The 17130-nt window shown below is 35.0% G+C and carries 11 protein-coding genes; 2 read left to right on the plus strand and 9 right to left on the minus strand.

The annotated features are described in order from the left end of the window. Positions 1–11: 11 nt before the first annotated feature. The 3 genes from thiL to nadA form a co-directional block, all read right to left on the minus strand. Positions 12–1052 carry a thiamine-phosphate kinase gene (thiL, locus tag LUA91_RS13910; RefSeq protein WP_231426653.1) on the minus strand — a complete coding sequence of 347 codons (1041 nt, stop codon included), beginning with the start codon at positions 1050–1052 and terminating at the stop codon, positions 12–14. A 132-nt stretch (positions 1053–1184) separates the two neighbouring features. Continuing rightward, complete coding sequence (locus LUA91_RS13915; RefSeq protein WP_231426654.1) at positions 1185–2420, minus strand: dicarboxylate/amino acid:cation symporter; 1236 nt, start codon at positions 2418–2420, stop codon at positions 1185–1187. A gap of 71 nt (positions 2421–2491) precedes the next feature. Then, positions 2492–3544: a quinolinate synthase NadA gene (gene nadA, locus LUA91_RS13920; RefSeq protein WP_255717816.1), complete on the minus strand. Its 1053-nt coding sequence runs from the start codon at positions 3542–3544 to the stop codon at positions 2492–2494. Between the two features lie 395 nt (positions 3545–3939). On the opposite strand from nadA, the gene nadB reads away from it, so the two are divergent. Both nadB and LUA91_RS13930 read left to right on the plus strand, forming a co-directional pair. Continuing rightward, complete coding sequence (gene nadB / locus LUA91_RS13925; protein WP_231426656.1) at positions 3940–5526, plus strand: L-aspartate oxidase; 1587 nt, start codon at positions 3940–3942, stop codon at positions 5524–5526. A gap of 92 nt (positions 5527–5618) precedes the next feature. Continuing rightward, complete coding sequence (locus LUA91_RS13930; protein ID WP_231426657.1) at positions 5619–6134, plus strand: gamma carbonic anhydrase family protein; 516 nt, start codon at positions 5619–5621, stop codon at positions 6132–6134. On the opposite strand, the gene LUA91_RS13935 is transcribed toward LUA91_RS13930, so the two are convergent. The 6 genes from LUA91_RS13935 to LUA91_RS13960 all read right to left on the minus strand — a co-directional run bounded on the left by LUA91_RS13935 (position 6135) and on the right by LUA91_RS13960 (position 17034). Beyond that, a complete protein-coding gene (locus tag LUA91_RS13935) occupies positions 6135–7778 on the minus strand; it encodes an Ig-like domain-containing protein (protein WP_231426658.1) in 1644 nt (547 codons plus the stop codon). A 121-nt stretch (positions 7779–7899) separates the two neighbouring features. Continuing rightward, positions 7900–9762, minus strand: coding sequence for a tRNA uridine-5-carboxymethylaminomethyl(34) synthesis enzyme MnmG (gene mnmG, locus LUA91_RS13940; protein ID WP_231426659.1), 1863 nt, complete (start codon positions 9760–9762; stop codon positions 7900–7902). Positions 9763–9918: 156 nt separating this feature from the next. After that, the gene (locus tag LUA91_RS13945) at positions 9919–11781 is read right to left on the minus strand and encodes an ABC-F family ATP-binding cassette domain-containing protein (RefSeq protein ID WP_231426660.1); all 1863 of its coding nucleotides are present in this window, start codon (positions 11779–11781) and stop codon (positions 9919–9921) included. Positions 11782–12054: 273 nt separating this feature from the next. After that, positions 12055–12690, minus strand: coding sequence for a GIN domain-containing protein (locus tag LUA91_RS13950; RefSeq protein WP_231426661.1), 636 nt, complete (start codon positions 12688–12690; stop codon positions 12055–12057). A 445-nt stretch (positions 12691–13135) separates the two neighbouring features. Further along, positions 13136–13573 (minus strand): rRNA maturation RNase YbeY, encoded by a 438-nt coding sequence (ybeY, locus tag LUA91_RS13955; protein ID WP_231426662.1) that lies wholly within the window; start codon positions 13571–13573, stop codon positions 13136–13138. Between the two features lie 143 nt (positions 13574–13716). Then, on the minus strand, positions 13717–17034 hold the full coding sequence (locus tag LUA91_RS13960) for a DUF4175 family protein (protein ID WP_231426663.1): 3318 nt from the start codon (positions 17032–17034) through the stop codon (positions 13717–13719). Between the last annotated feature and the right edge of the window lie 96 nt (positions 17035–17130).

The raw sequence follows: 17130 nt of genomic DNA on the forward strand, positions 1-17130 counted from the left end.
TATTTTCAGTTTTACTTATTAAAAGCATTCCATCCCTGTGCCTTCAATTCATGCACATTATTTGATTTTGAAACCATTTTACATCCCGAATTTTTATCAGTAACGTGGCCAATAACGGTAATGTCTACATCGTGTTTCAGTTTTTTATAATCTTCCTGACTAATGGTAAATAACAATTCGTAGTCTTCGCCACCACTTAAAGCACACACTGTTGGATCAATTCCCAATTCACGGGCAGTTTCATAAGTCATCGGATCCAACGGAATTTTATCTTCATAAATGGTTATTCCCTTATCAGACTGTTCAGCCAAATGTAGAATTTCCGATGCTAAACCATCAGAAACATCAATCATCGAGGTAGGTTTAATATCCATGTCTTCCAAAAGCGCAACGATATCCATACGTGCCTCTGGTTTCAATTGCCTTTCAATAATATAATCCTTACCTTCCAAATCTGGTTGGATTTGTGGGTTTTCAAGATAGATTAATTTTTCCCGTTCCAGTATTTGTAAACCAACATAAGCACCACCTAAATCGCCAGAAACACAAAGTAAATCATTTTCCTGTGCGCCGTTTCTATAAGTCACCTTATCTGCATCAGCATATCCAATACTTGTAATGCTAATCACCAATCCTTGTTTGCTTGATGAGGTATCACCTCCGATTAAATCGATGTTAAATTTATTGCAGGCCAATTCAATTCCCTTATAAATTTCTTCAACGGCTTCTAAAGGAAATTTGCTGGATAAACCTAACGAAACCGTAATCTGGCTGGCTTTACCGTTCATGGCATAAATATCACTCAAATTAACCTGAACGGCCTTATAACCCAAATACATAAGTGGCACATAAGCCAAATCGAAATGAATTCCTTCCAAAAGTAAATCGGTAGAAACCAGGATTTGCTTACCTTTTGCATCTAAAACAGCTGCATCATCGCCAACACCTTTTACCGAATAATCATTTCTAATTTTAAAATTAGTAGTCAGGTGTTTTATTAAACCAAACTCTCCTAATTCATTTATATCTGTGCGCTCTTTATTTTCAAACATAATTTTTGTCTTTGCAATAAAGGGGTTCTGCCCCCCGATTTTATTTTTATAAAAACTCATCATGCTGTCCCGACTGTTCGGGATCAGCATCTTTTATCATTAAGACCCTGAAATAAATTCAGGTTAACGATTTTATTGATTCACTTTATTTACCATCCAATTTTTACCCTCTGTAAATCTGGCAATTAACATCGCAGCAACGTTATCGCCAGTAGCATTAAGCAAAGTTGCCATAGGATCTACTAAGGTACCAATTATCATTGCTGGGGGTAATGCTTCAGGCGGTAATTGGTAAGCAGAAATCATTAATAACTCTCCTATGTATCCTCCATTTGGAATTCCACCTTCCACTATACTCACCAAAACTGTAATTCCTAATGCTAAAATTATGGTATCAACATGTACTAAATCTTTCCCAAAAATAGCAAATACAACGGCTATCTTAATAATGGAACTAATACTCGAACCATCTTTATGTAAAGTTGAACCCAAGGGTATTGTTACATTGGTAATGTAAGCTGGAACACCCATTTTTAATGTTCCCTCTAAATTTGCAGGTATGGTGGCAATGCTGCTACAGGTTCCAATAGAAGTTAAAGATGGAACAATATTATTTTTCCAAAACACTTTTATTGCCTTAAACCCACCGGCAATAAAAGCATATAATGTAAAAAATACTATAAAATAAAATGCGCCAACACCATAGTATAATCCTAATGCTTTGGCGTAAGTACCAAATAACTGCGGACCGAAAACACCAACTTGATAAGCAAAATAAGCACCCAAACCAACTGGTCCTAACTTCATAATTAAAATGATGAGTTTCTTCATCACTTCATTTCCTGAAACTAAAAAATTCTTAAAACCATCTCCTTCTTTTCCAGAATATAAAGTTGAAAAACCCACTAAAACAGAAAAGATAATGAGCGCCAGCATATTTTTACGACTACCAATTTCATAGAATTCTCCTACGGTTAATAATTGAGTCATTTGCTCTCCAAAAGATTGAATTTTTGCCTCTTCCAATGGTATTGGATTATTCCCTAATGCCTGATGAATGGGAAATAGCCAAGTTGCTACGAGCGTTAAAACTGCTGAAATTAAAATAGTTGAGAGGAAAACCAATACCATAACAGTTAGTAATTTCCCCAGTTTTTTACTGCGATCTATATTTGCTATTGCTGATGAAACTGCAAAAAATACAAGCGGAATTACAGCTGTAAACAACAAGTTTAAAAATATATCGCCTAAAGGTTTTATACTTTCAACACTTTTTCCAAAGATTAAACCAACTATGCTTCCAACAGTAATTCCGGCCAAGAGCCATAGTAAGCCGGAGTAATTTTTTAAGATGTTGGTTGTTTTCATTGTTTATTTCATATTGTCAGTCTGAGCTTGTCGAAGACTTTTGCACTTCGACAGGCTCAGTGTGTCAGTTTCTACAAACCCAATTCTGCCGAAATATCCAGCATTCTTTGAATAGGTTTCCGTGCCTGTTCTATAATATGTTCAGGAACAGTTACTTCCGGTAATCCATTTTTTAAACATAAATATAGCTTTTCCAAAGTATTTCTTTTCATGTACGGGCAATCGTTACAGGCGCAACTGTTATTTGGTGGTGCTGGAATAAAAGTTTTATCAGGACAAGCCTTCTCCATCTGGTGGATAATTCCACTTTCAGTTGCTACAATAAATTCAGTTGCAGGGTTAGAAATCGTGTATTTTAAAAGTCCTGTGGTAGATCCAATATAATCTGCCATTTTCAAAACTACTTCCTCACATTCAGGGTGTGCAATAAACTTTGCATTTGGATGGCGTTCTTTCAGTTTTGTAATTTTTTCCTGAGAGAAAATTTCATGAACCATACAAGCTCCGTTCCAAAGCACTAAATCTCTACCTGTTTTTTTTGCAACCCAAGCACCCAAATTTCTATCTGGGCCAAAAATTATCTTTTGGTCTTTAGGCAAGCTTTCAACAATTTGTACCGCATTGGTAGAAGTGCAAACAATATCACTTAATGCTTTTAATTCGGCAGTACAATTCACATAAGTAATGACCAAGTGGTCTGGATATTTCTCTTTAAATTTTTTAAACAAATGCGGCGGACAACTGTCAGCCAAAGAGCAACCAGCTTTTACATCGGGTAATAAAACCTTTTTCGATGGCGATAAAATCTTCGCTGTTTCAGCCATAAAATGAACTCCGGCGAAAACAATTACATCAGCATCAGTTTTTGCAGCCTCTTGAGATAAGCCTAAACTATCACCAATATAATCAGCAATATCCTGAATATCAGGTTCTTGATAATAATGTGCAAGAATTATGGCATTCTTCTCTTTCTTTAATTTCTCAATTTCAATAAAAAGATCAAGGGTAGGGTCTATGTGTTCCTCTACAAATCCTTTTTTATTAATTTCTTCTAAGACATCGATGTTCATTTTTAAATTTTCCTTTTTTGAATTTTGACGTTGGTCAAAGATAAAGCTTTCCACGTCTCAATAATTAATAAGTTATTTTAAATAAATAAATCTTGTTTGTTTATTAGTGTGTTGGTAACGTTGGTAAGTTTCTAAAAAATGTTCTTCAATGTAAGTTGTTAATCGTTTACTAACATTTAGATTACATTTTTGTAATATGATAAGATTGATTTTCAGCACTATCGAAAAACGACTTAAATTTTATCAATGTTGGAATGTTAATTGTTTATAAGTGGATGAAAAGTTAGTTACTTGTACAAAGGTGCTTAAAAATTGAGTAAAAGATTGTGGCAAATTGTCTTTTTAGAGTAGCTTTAAACATTCAAATTTATTTGTTAGTCTTATTTCTACATAAAGCTAACAGTTGTTCTATAGTTATCAACAGCGTTGATAATGTAAATGTTTTTTAGATGAGAAAAGTAGATTTTCTGGTAATTGGTTCAGGTATAGCGGGTTTGAGTTTTGCATTAAAGGCCGCCAAGTTTGGTAAGGTTTTAATTGTTACCAAGTCAAATGAAGATGAATCGAACACAAAATACGCGCAAGGCGGTGTTGCTGTAGTGGTAGATAAAGACGATTCATTTGAGAAACATATTCAAGATACATTAATTGCTGGTGATGGATTATGCGACGAAAAAATTGTGGAAATCGTTGTAAAAGAGGGACCTCAGCGAATTCAAGAGATCATTGACTATGGTATAAATTTCGATAAAGACAACTCAGGTTTTTATGATTTAGCTAAAGAAGGTGGCCATTCTGAACACCGTGTTTTGCATTATAAAGACATCACTGGCTATGAGATTGAGCGTGTACTTTTAAAGGAAATACATGAGAATCCGAACATAGAGATATTAACACACTACTTCGCACTCGAGTTAATTACCCAGCATCACCTTGGTGAGTTTGTTGATAAACGTACCGAAGATATTAACTGTTATGGTATATATGCCTTTAACACAGAGCTTAACGATGTGGAAAAGATTGTGGCAAACGTAACGGTAATGGCTTCTGGAGGTGCCGGACATGTATATTCTGCCACTACTAACCCCGTAATTGCTACTGGCGATGGTATGGCGATGGTGTATCGTGCAAAAGGAAAAGTGAGGAATATGGAGTTTATACAATTCCATCCAACAGCTTTATACCATCCTGGGGAGTATCCATCGTTCTTAATTTCTGAGGCAGTTCGTGGTTTTGGTGGCGTTCTGCGTCGTAAAAATGGTGAAGAATTTATGCTGGAATACGATGAACGTAAATCATTAGCACCTCGTGATATCGTGGCCAGAGCTGTAGATAATGAAATGAAAAAATCAGGAGATGATTTCGTTTATTTAGATATCACGATGCGTAAGAAAGCCGATATTTTAAAACACTTTCCTAATATATATGCTAAATGTTTATCTATTGGTATTGATATGACTAAAGATTTTATTCCGGTTACACCAGCATCTCATTACATGTGTGGTGGTATTTTGGTCGATGAATATGGCCGTTCATCCATAAAAAATCTTTATGCCTGTGGCGAAGTTTCATCAACTGGTTTACATGGTGCAAATCGATTGGCTTCCAATTCTTTATTAGAGGCAACAGTTTTTGCGCATCGTATTTATCAAGATGCCATTGAAAAATTTAAGAATAATGTTATTCCGGATAATATCCCAGAATGGAATTCAAAAGGTGTTACACAGAGCAATGAAGATGTTTTGGTAACTCACAATCTTCGCGAACTACAGAAAGTAATGGGCGATTACGTGGGTATTGTCCGTTCTGATTTTAGGCTGGAAAGAGCTCATCGCCGTTTGTTTTTGATATATCAGGAAACAGAAGAATTTTACAAAAAAAATAAGGTTTCTGTTAAACTATGTGAATTGCGTAATGTAATTCAAACCGCTTATTTGGTTATAAAATCTGCCATGCAAAGAAAAGAAAGTAGGGGATTGCATTTTACAACAGATTATCCAAATCATGCTAATGAATTAGTTGATACCGTTTTTTAACTTTGTCATGCTGAGCTTGTCGAAGACAATTGAACTGCTTCGACAAGCTCAGCATGACAAATCTTTAATATAATACATCTTACATTTTAACTATGCCTTTAATACTACCTGTAAAAGATAAATTTCCTGAAATAGGAAAGGATAATTTCATAGCTGAAAACGCCACAATTGTAGGCGATGTTACCATAGGCGATAATTGTTCTGTTTGGTTTAATGCAGTGATTAGAGGGGATGTAAATGCCATTACCATCGGAAATGAATCTAACATTCAGGATGGTGCAGTAATACATGCTACGTACTTAAAAGCATCTACGCATATTGGCAATCGGGTTTCTGTTGGTCACAATGCAATTGTTCATGGTTGCACTGTAGAGGATAACGTTTTAATAGGCATGGGTGCAATTGTGATGGATCATGCTGTGGTTGAACAATACTGTATTATTGCTGCTGGATCGGTTGTTTTGGAAAATACCATCTGCGAAACTGGTTTTCTTTATGCCGGTACTCCAGCAAAAAAAATAAAGCCCATTACTGATGAGCAAAGGGCTTTATTAAATAAGTTGCCAGATAATTATATCATGTATTCTAGCTGGTTTACTAAACCTTAATTATTCTTTGGGAGCTGGGGGTATAGCTAAAGGATCTTCCCTTTCCCAATTTGGCTTCAAATCTAAAAGAGCTTTTAGGTACCATACCTTTTCTGGCTGTAAACCTTCTTTCACATTTCCGGTATCCCAAATGCCGTTTCTATTTTCATCATAAATAACCCGGATCATGTATTTCCCAGCGGGATAATTGGCAAAACGTAGTTTGGTATTTCCTTTTATGGGGAATGATTTTACGAGATCCTTTTTTTCGGTCAAAAATTGTACAATATAGTTTTTGCTCGAGTCGGGAACAGTTACGTTATAAACCAGAGTTGTATAACTATCAGTAGTTTCGAGTTTAAAATTTTTATTGATTTCTTTATTTTTGGCATTGAAAATAGCAGTGAATGTACCAGCTCCAAATTTAATGTCGTAAGTTCTTTTTTGTTTCCAAGGATACTTTAGATAATATTTTAAAAAATCAGTAGTATCCTTAACCAATTCGAAAGTTGTTCTTTTTACGGAGTCCTCTAGCAAAGTAATTTTGGATGCATCAACCGCAGTTATCGGAAATGGAAAAGTTAACGTATAATTTTGAAAGGGATTTAGTTTACCACCTGTAGCATTATCAGATATTGTAATGTCACGAACATAATTATCCTTCTTGCCCCTATTAAAATTTAGGGTTTGTAAAAGCTTTCCATCAGCTTGAATGGCAACTTTTACGGAGTCAAAACTTAAGTCTGTTAGCCAAACTTTTGCAGTGTCATTCGTTTTATTGAAATGAACATATTTGCCTACATCAACTTTTGGTGGATCGGTTACAGTAAGTTTAGGATTCTTAAGTTGCTGATTAAATACAATCGTAATTACTCCATCATTGGCCAGTTTTCGATCGACTACTCTAAATTCGGATGCAAGTTCTTTAAAAACTTGTAAATCAATGTTTTCAAGATTTTTATCTATGGTTATTGGATCTTTTAGAAAGCCAACCTCATCAGATATTTGTTGATAGATTTTATCCCCGCCGCCACTGCCTTCTTTAAGTGCATATATTTTATATTGGCCTGCACGAAGATTATTTAATTTATAGTTCCCAGAACTATCTGTTAAGGTATATATCGCTGGTCTTTTTTTACCAAAAAGGGTATCTCTGGCTAAAGGCAAAATAAATACAGTAACATCTTTTTCAAATTCATCATTTAATGAACCTTTTACCTTACCACTAATGGATAAAGAATCTATTTCATTGCCTGTAGAAAATACATAAGAAAGATTTTTAACTACATTGCTTTCATTAATATCAGCTACAGACTTGCCAAAATTTAATGTGTAGGTGGTATTTTTTTCTAAGGTATCCTGTAGGTCGATTTCTAATCGTTTTGAGCGAACTTTTAAAATTGGTGCCCGTTCTTGTTCTGGTGAAATACTAAATTCTTTTGATTCATCAACAAGTTTAAAATATTCGTCAAACTCAATCGTAATTTTTTTTGCATTAAAATTTCGTGTTTGATTTTTCGGCGTCATACTTAAAATTTTAGGTGGTGTAGTATCTTTTGGTCCACCTTGTGGTGTTTGCATACTTGCACAACCTAAAAATAGGAGACATGTAGAAACAAGCATTAAATTTTTAAGGTTAAAATATTGAGCTTTTAAATTTGGCATATTTTAGACGTTCTGACGAATTTTAGATGTTTTTGGAAACTTAATATTAAAAAATATTTTTTTTAGCTTAAATCGTTTAATTTTATGTTGCTTATTTTATATTTAAAATATTGATTATCAGTTATTTAGATATATACACCATCAAAACTGAAATATCTGAAGGAGAAACACCAGAAATTCGTGATGCCTGACCCAAAGTTCGCGGTTTTATTTTAAAGAGTTTTTCGCGAGCTTCTTTTGAGATGGAAACAATTTTATTGTAGTCGAAATCTGGCTTAATTTCTTTGTCTTCCATCTTCAACATTTTAGCTACGATTTCATTTTCCTTTTCAAAATAGCTTTCGTACTTAATTTTTATTTCAGCTTGTTCTATTGTCTCGTTATCTAAATCTTTTGTGGCATTGGCCAATGGTTTACTAACTTTAATAATATCTTGTAAACCCACATGCGGACGACCAACTAAACTATGAATCTTTACATTTTGATTTAGTGCACTGGAACCTAAATTTTCCAGCATGGGATTTGCATCTGCCATTTCTATACCCTGACTTCTGGTGAATTTTACTAAAGCATCAGCTGCTGCAATTTTATTATTAACTTTCTCTAAGCGTTCATCAGAAACTAAACCCAATTGATGGCCAATAGGAGATAGGCGAATATCAGCATTATCTTGTCTTAATAATAAACGATGTTCAGCTCTTGAGGTAAACATACGATAGGGCTCTTCCGTTCCTTTAGTTACCAAGTCATCAATTAAAACACCAATATAACTATCTGATCTTTTCATAATCAGTTCATGGTTATCATTGATTTTTTGATGTGCATTTATGCCAGCCATAAAACCCTGGCAAGCCGCTTCCTCGTAACCAGTAGTTCCATTTATCTGACCGGCTAAAAATAAATTACTGATTAATTTAGTTTCTAAGGTTAATGATAATTGAGTAGGAGGAAAGAAATCGTATTCAATTGCGTAGCCTGGTCTGAACATTTTTGCATTTTCAAAACCTGGAATTAGCCGAAGTGCTTTTTGTTGAACATCTTCTGGAAGTGAGGTTGAAAAACCGTTTACATAGATTTCACACGTATTCCATCCTTCTGGTTCTACGAATATTTGATGCCTATCACGCTCAGCAAATCGATTAATTTTATCTTCAATAGATGGGCAATATCTAGGACCTAATCCCTTAATTCGTCCAGTAAACATGGGAGACTTTTCAAAGCCTTCCTTTAAAGTTTCATGTACGTCACCATTGGTATAAGTTATCCAGCAACAGCGCTGATCAGTAGAAACTTTTGTATCGGTAAAAGAAAACTTGCTGGGCTTTTCATCTCCCCATTGTTCTTCCATTTTAGTATAATCTAAACTTCTGCCATCAACTCGGGGCGGGGTACCTGTTTTCATTCTACCAGATTCCATTCCCAATTCTACCAATTGTTCAGTTATTCCGGTCGATGCTCTTTCTGCGGTTCTACCTCCACCAAATTTCTTTTCACCGATGTGCATTACACCATTTAAAAAGGTTCCGTTAGTTAAAACTACTGCAGTACTTTCAATCTCCATACCAAGAGATGTTTTAACACCATAAACTGTATTATTTTTAACCAATAAGCCAATAACGCTATCCTGCCAGATATCTACATTCGGAGTTCTTTCTAAAGCCAAGCGCCATTCCTCAGCAAAGCGCATCCGATCAATTTGTGCTCTTGGGCTCCACATGGCAGGGCCTTTGGATTTATTGAGCATTCTAAATTGAATGGTTGATTTATCAGAAATGATTCCTGAATAGCCACCCATAGCATCTACCTCACGGACAATTTGCCCTTTCGCTACACCGCCCATTGCGGGGTTACAACTCATTTGGGCAATTGTACCCATATTCATTGTTATTAATAAAACAGATGATCCTAAATTAGCAGCAGCAGCAGCAGCTTCACAGCCTGCATGTCCGGCACCAACCACAATCAAATCGTATTTTGAAAACATTTTATGTTGTATTTATTATATGTTCCACGTGAAACAATCACATTTTTTTTGATATATCGATTCGCCATATAGATTATTTTTTTATCAATTGCGAATTAGTCATTATGTTCCACGTGAAACATAAACGCTTCATCCGATATAAAATTACTTTATTATTTATTCAGAAAGCTCTAACCAACGCATAGTATAATCGTCTAGTTCTAGCTTTAATTTTGCTATTTCATCTGATACTTGCTGGATTTTTACATAATCAGATGAGTTTATTTTGAGCAGGCTTTCTGTTAAAACCGCTATTTTGTTTTCAGTATCAGACATTCCTTTCTCACTATCATCAAGCTCTTTTTGTTCCTTAAAACTTAGCTTTCTTACTGCTTTAGCAGGTTCTGGTTCAACTGTAGTTGTGGTACTTTTTTTTACTTCTGATTTTATTTTGGGCTGATCTAAACTTAATCTGTACTCGGAATAATTACCATTATAGATTCTTACAACTCCTTCTCCTTCCATAATAAATAACTGATCGCTCATCTTGTCAAGCAAATATCTATCGTGAGATACCAACATCAAAATACCTGGAAAATTCTCTAAAAATTCTTCCAAAACATTTAAAGTGTCAATATCTAAATCATTGGTCGGCTCATCTAAAATTAAAAAGTTTGGGTTTTGCATTAAAACTTTCATCAGATTCAAACGCTTCTTTTCACCACCACTTAACTTCTCTACCATGCCGTGCTGTTTTTTTGGTGGAAAAAGAAAAAGTGTTAACAGGGCAGAGGCAGTGATTACAGAACCATCAGCCATCTTTATATATTCAGCTTCTGATTTTACAATATCAATTACTCTTTCTTTTGGATCGAACGTTAAACCACCTTGTTTATAATAACCAAAAACAGTAGTTTCTCCTGTATCAACCGTTCCGGCATCAGGAGTTAATTGGCTTGTAATAATATTTAATAGTGTTGATTTACCAGTACCATTTTTACCTGCTAAACCAATTCGATCAGCTTTTTTAAATGTATAGCTAAAATCATTAATGATAGGACGACCATCAAATGATTTTGCAATGTGTTCTATCTCAATTATTTTCCCGCCTTGGCGAGACATCTTCATTTGAAGGTTAATGGTCTGATTATCAGCTTTTTTCTTAGTTTTTTCCTCTAAATCGTAAAAAGCGTTAATTCTTGCATTAGATTTCGTTCCTCGGGCCTGTGGCATGCGCCTCATCCACTCTAATTCTTTCTTTAATAGCTGTTGATTCTTGTGTTGAACGGTGGCATCCAATGCTTCACGTTCCGATTTCTTTTCTAAATAGTAAGCATAATTTCCATTGTAATTGAAAATTTTACCTCTATCCAATTCCACGATGGTGTTACAAACATTATCTAAAAAGTATCTATCGTGAGTAACTAATAGAATTGTTTTTTGTCCTGTAGTTAATAATTTTTCCAGCCATTCAATAGTATCAATATCCAAATGGTTGGTTGGCTCATCCAAAACCAAAATCTCAGGGTCTTCAATTAAAAGTTTAGCTAAAGCCAAACGTTTCTTTTGTCCTCCAGAAAGCGTAGAAATTTTTTGCTGCAAATGAGTAATCCCCATTCTGTTCAAAATGGTTTTAATTTCATGCTCATATTCCCAGGCATTATGTTCGCTTAATTCCTCATATAAACGGTTAAGCGTTTTCTCATCAGGGCTAGGGTCTTCGATTAATTCCTCATATTCTTTAATCAACTGTTGTTGTTTATTTTCTAATGAGAATATATGATCACTGATAGAAAAGCCTTCATTAAATTGAGGTTCCTGATCGAGAAAACCAATCTTAATAGCTTTATTTTTAACAATCTTACCTTCGAGCGGGGGAAACCTTTCTGCCAATAATTTCAAAAGTGTACTCTTACCAGCGCCATTAATTCCTACCAACGCCACACGCTGACCAGAGTTAATGCCTAATGTTAAATTTTTAAATAGCCATTCATCATGATAACCATGACCTAAGCCTTCTGCCGCAATTAGTGTGCTCAATTTATTTGTATTTCGGATTTATAAAGGAAAATTAGTGCAAAAGTAAGTATAAAATATTTGGTAGGGCAGAAAGATGTTTCAAAGCCACTATGTATCAGTTAAAAATGGCAAAATATTGATATGCTTTTAATCGAAGATTCGCAGATTAAAAAGTTATCCCAACATCCCACCATAAAATTTATAAGAAAATTTTATAAACGAAAACAGCGGCTGGAATCGCTCCGCCGCTGCTTCTATCATTAACTAAAACTAAACTTTATCTTGATGCGATGTCTAGAAAATAGATTCTAAAACATCAACTTTAATATCTTCATATCTATTGGATGCATATGTTGTAACGGAAGGTGCGGCGGTCACATTTGTATCGCCAGCAACGAAATCATTCATTTTTACTTTAGCAACCGAACCTAAAACGGCAGTATAACTCTCAGTAGATCCGCTTAAAACTAAGTTAGCAGTGCCATAAACATTCGTACTCAGGTTTACTGTATTTGCTTTGATATCAGCAGTTGCATTATCATTCAAAACCACATTTAAGTTTAATAAATTAAAATTTCCTGATGTACTAACGCTAGAAGCATTTGAAGCCTCGATCGCAGACAAATTATTTACATGTGCAATAATTGTTAACGGTGCTGAAGTGAAAGAACTGATTCTCAACTCGCCATCTTGTTGTTGTACCAATGCATTTTTTGCGAAGTAGTTATCGTATACCTCAATGCTTTCTTTAGCATCCTGAACTAAAATCAATTTCACATTTCCACTTATTTTAATTTTGCTGATGTTTTTAACCGAAGTTAAGTTGGTATAGTTATTATTGTTTTCTGTGGCATTTGCTGCAACGCTTGCATTACCTAAAATGATTGTTGTTAAAGCTGCTGCGAATAATGTTTTAATAGAAGTTTTCATAACTGTATATTTTAATTTTTTTAAATCTTTTTGTTGTTGTTTTTGAATATAAGACTGTAAGAGGCTAGAAATGTTGCACCCAGATTTGCGTTAATATACCAGCGTTGGTAAATGATCGACCAACGCCTTTAACTTTTAGACGAACAGGAATAAAAAAATAATTTGAAAAGCAATTTCAATAGAAATAGGAGCGTGCAGCCCCGCTTTATGCTCCAACAAAAGCAGAAAAAGCTTTTGGTTTCCGCTGCAATCGGGTTTATTTAACTGTGGTATAGCGAGTTATAGGAATGGATTTGTTCGGAATGCTTATTATAACACTCAATAATTAGGATTGCTTCCTTTCTAATTACTACCTAACGTTGTTGTGAGGAATGAAGCGACCGCCATGAGGTATAACTATTGAATAGATTACAGAGATTTCTCCACTTCTGTCGAAACGATGTGATTATAGTAAACCAACCTCATTTCTATAAGCTAAATACTCATCTTCTTTTTGAGTCATAAGGGTTTTAGCAGCTTTGCCTTTATCTTTGTAACCAAGTAAGTGTAAGGCCCCGTGAATCATGATGCGGCAAACCTCATCGAATTCATTAGTTTTGAAAGTATTTGCATTCTCTTTTACACGTTCGATGCTAATGAAAATATCACTTACAATTTGCTTTTCTTCATCAGAATTATCGAATGTGATGATATCTGTATAAGTATCGTGGTTTAAATACTGCTGATTAATTCCCAACAAATACTCATCGCTACAGAAAATGAAATTGAGTTCCTGCAATTCAAATCCTTCCTTTTCAATAGTTGCTTTAATCCACTTCTTAACTTTCAGTTTTTGCGGAAGATTGTATGAAATAGATTCTGTAAAAAATGAAATTGCAGGCATGCTGATATGTTTAAGGCTCCAAATTTAGGAAATAAAATTTAGTGATGAACAGAAGTAGTGCATGAATGGTCGTCACCATGAATTCATTTCAGGGTCTTAATTCATAATAGATGCCGAATAATAATCTGCGAATATGTGGCCAACTACCTTACCATATTTAGCGACTTCAAATATTCGGCAACTTTATTCTTATAATAATGGTTTAAACTGGGTGGCACTTTCTGCAACATATCGCTTCCACTTTGCTGTTGCTTTTTAAACTGTTCAACCATTTTTTGGTACGATGGCGGAAACTCTTTTGCAGCTTTACTCTCTCTTTTCGAATCTTCTTCCTGATCACGTTCAGCTTTTTCTGCTTCTAAGAGTTTGGTTAATAGTTCTTTTTGACGATTTAAGGTTTCCTGCTGTAACCGCTTATTAACCAGATCGCTCTCTGTTTGTTTCATTTCTTTAATGGCTTCATTCAGATTTCCCATTTTACCAGAACCATCTTTATTTTCCTCACGGTTTATCTTTTCCAAAGCCTGTCGAATCATTTGCTGCTGCTGTGCCATTTTTCCAAACTCCTGGCTCATTTGTCCTTTGCCAATAGTTCCTTGATTTCCGCCAGATTTTTGCATCTGCTCACGAGCTTTTTGCATGCTTTTATTCAACTGCTCCTGCATTTGAGAAAGCTGTTTCATGCCTTGCTTCTGCTTTTTACCGCTTCCAGGTTTGGAGTTCTTTTGCATGTTCTGCAGCTGATTCAAAGCTTCACTCAACATCAAACTCAAATTGTTAATCGAAGTCATGGTAAACTGCTGATATCGATTGGCCTCGGGCGTTCTTCGCTCACCAAGGCTTTCCAAACTTTTATCGAGGTTGAAGTTAATTTTATTCATCTCTTCGTTAACCGTCGATTCAATTTGAGGTACACGTTTACTTAAAGCATATAAACTATCGGCAATGGTTTTCAGGTTATCTTTTATGCTGCGTTGCTTTTGAACATTGCTAATGTAAGAAGGGTCAGCAGAAGTCATTTTCTTTAGCGTCAGCATTATTTTTTCCTGCTCGAAAGATGTATTAAGAAGGTTTTCTAACAGCTTACGCAACTCTTTGGCATTCAGGTTATTTTCCATTTCCTCGCCTTGTTGCTGCATATCACTCATTTTTTTAGAAAGTTTTTCCATCTGCTCACCAGCTTTTTGCTGCTTTTGACTTGCACCTTTCGAATCTTTTTTATCTAACGCATCCTTGCTGTCTTGTTGCTCTTTTTGAATATCCTGAACATCTTTTTCAGGATTTTCGAAAGAATTAGGTTTCTCCAAAGACTGGTTTTTTTGCTCCAGTTTCTTCAAATCATCCTTTAAATCTTTCATCTCTTTATTTAGGGCATCTTGCTTTTGTTTAAGTGATTCGTTGTCCTGTTTTTTATCTGCAGTTTCCTTGCTGAGTGCCTTTTGTTCTTTAGCCAATTCATTTAAACGGTCGATATCGTTTTGCAGGTTTTGTTCAAATTCCAGCTGTTTGTAGAGTTCTAAAATCCTATCTAATTCATTTTTTAGGGTTTTATTATCCAATTGCATTTTGGATAGTTCGTTTTGCGTTTGGTCTTTATTCTTCTCATTCATCAGGTTTTGCAGCTTTTGCAAAAGTTCCCTGGTTTTTTCATCCAGCACATTATCAAACAAATCCTTAATCTGTTTTTGTTTTTCTAAAAGCTCTTCGGTTTGTTTTTGGTCTTCCTGCTGCTGAATATTTTTATCGTTCTGTTCCTTAATCTCTTTTACGGCCTCATCCAACTGTTTTTGTTTATCCAGCAAAGCTTCAATTTGTTTTTTATCCTCAAACGAAATCTGTTTCTTATCAATCAGGCTTTCTGCAACTTTTTTACTTTCTTTTTCAATGGTATTGGCCAAACGAATGGCAGATTGCACTTTTTGCTTAAGCGCCTGGCTGTTAGCGCTTACCTGCTCTGCAGTTTCTTTTTTGGTGGGCTGTTTAAATGTTTTAATTTCCGAACGGGTAACTTTAGAACCATTAACACCGTCATTGTCAGCTACTTCAAAGTAATATTCTATTTCCTGACCAGGCTTTGCGCCTGCTGTTTTTAAATCCCAGAAATAGAAAAAAGCATTTTCCGTTGCATTGGCTTTAATGGAGATATTCTTGCTCACGGTACTAACAATCTTGTTGTTTTCTTTGATGTTATATTTAAAACTCAATCTGCTGAAACCATAATCATCCGTAATTTGTCCGCTAAAATAAAGTGCCTTATTGCTAATAGAATCAGGCTTTTCTTCTACCTGAATAGCAGGAGATTGATCTTTAACTACCGTAATTTGGTGCGATAAAGAATCTCTTAACATAACAAAATCATTTTTCGGTGTAATGCTGTATTTTGAATTATTGCGAATCGTGGCATTAAACACAGATTCATCATCATTAACTTTTAAAAGATTTTCTTTTCCATTTAAAATAAACAAAAGCGAATTGCTCTGGCCAGTTTTAAAATTCCAGGATACACGGGTTCCTTCGGGCAATAGGATATCGCCAACGTTGGTAATTACTTCTGGTTTTTTACCGAGGTAAGATGGATAGTTTAACGTGGCGGTGGCATTTAATAATTCCGGACGAGGTTTAACATTAACTGTAAAAACAGAAGAACTAAATCCGCCGCCTTTAAAAATCAGCTTTTTATCGCTTTGAATATTTTTGATGCTGTAATTAAACTGGCTGATATTCTGCTTTTCAAGCTTATAAGTGTTTTTTCCATCTTCTACATAAACTTCAGCAGGCAATTCATCGCCAGCCAATTTTAAATTTATCGTCACGTCATCGCCCTGCATAACGGTTAAATTTTTATTCAAAACTGAAAAACTAAAGGGTGCTTTCGGTGCGATATACTCATCATATTTAAAGAAGCTATTGGTTCCCTCACGTAAAATAGCAGGTGCAACAATGGCGATTAACAAAATAATAGAAAGTGGAATTAATAGATATTTTAAATATTTACGATTATCATTTATCCGAACGGCGGTGTAAAAGGGAACGGGTTTCAATTCCAGAATCTTTTGGTCTATACTTGCCAAAATCAGCTGATTGTTTTCAGGCCGGTTTTCGGAAAGCTTATGGAGTTGTAGTGTATTCAAAAGCTTATCCTTGATATCGGCAAAGTGGTTTCCAATAATAACCGAAGCTTCATCAAAAGATAAATGTTGGCCCAATTTCAACATCGAAAGCAAAGGTTTAATAATAAGAAAACCAACCAGTAAAATGCCAAGCAACAAATAAGCAAAGAAGATAAAGGTTTTAAAACCAGCAGTCGGATTTAGGTAATACAGACTTAGAAAAACGAGCAAATACAGGCCCAGTAATATTGCAGCGGCATAAATGGCACCTCGCAAAATCTTATTTAAATAAAATTTTCGGATAAACTCATCTATCTTCTTCAACAAATCGTTGTAATTATTGCTCACCATATCAACGTAAATGTAAAAATTGTTCCTATCAAAAAGAAGAAACCTTGTTAAGGTAACGTGTTTATTTCAAATAGTTTATTCAAAAGCGATTATTAA

Source organism: Pedobacter sp. Leaf250 (assembly GCF_920984735.1).
In the GTDB taxonomy this organism is placed as follows: Bacteria; Bacteroidota; Bacteroidia; order Sphingobacteriales; family Sphingobacteriaceae; genus Pedobacter.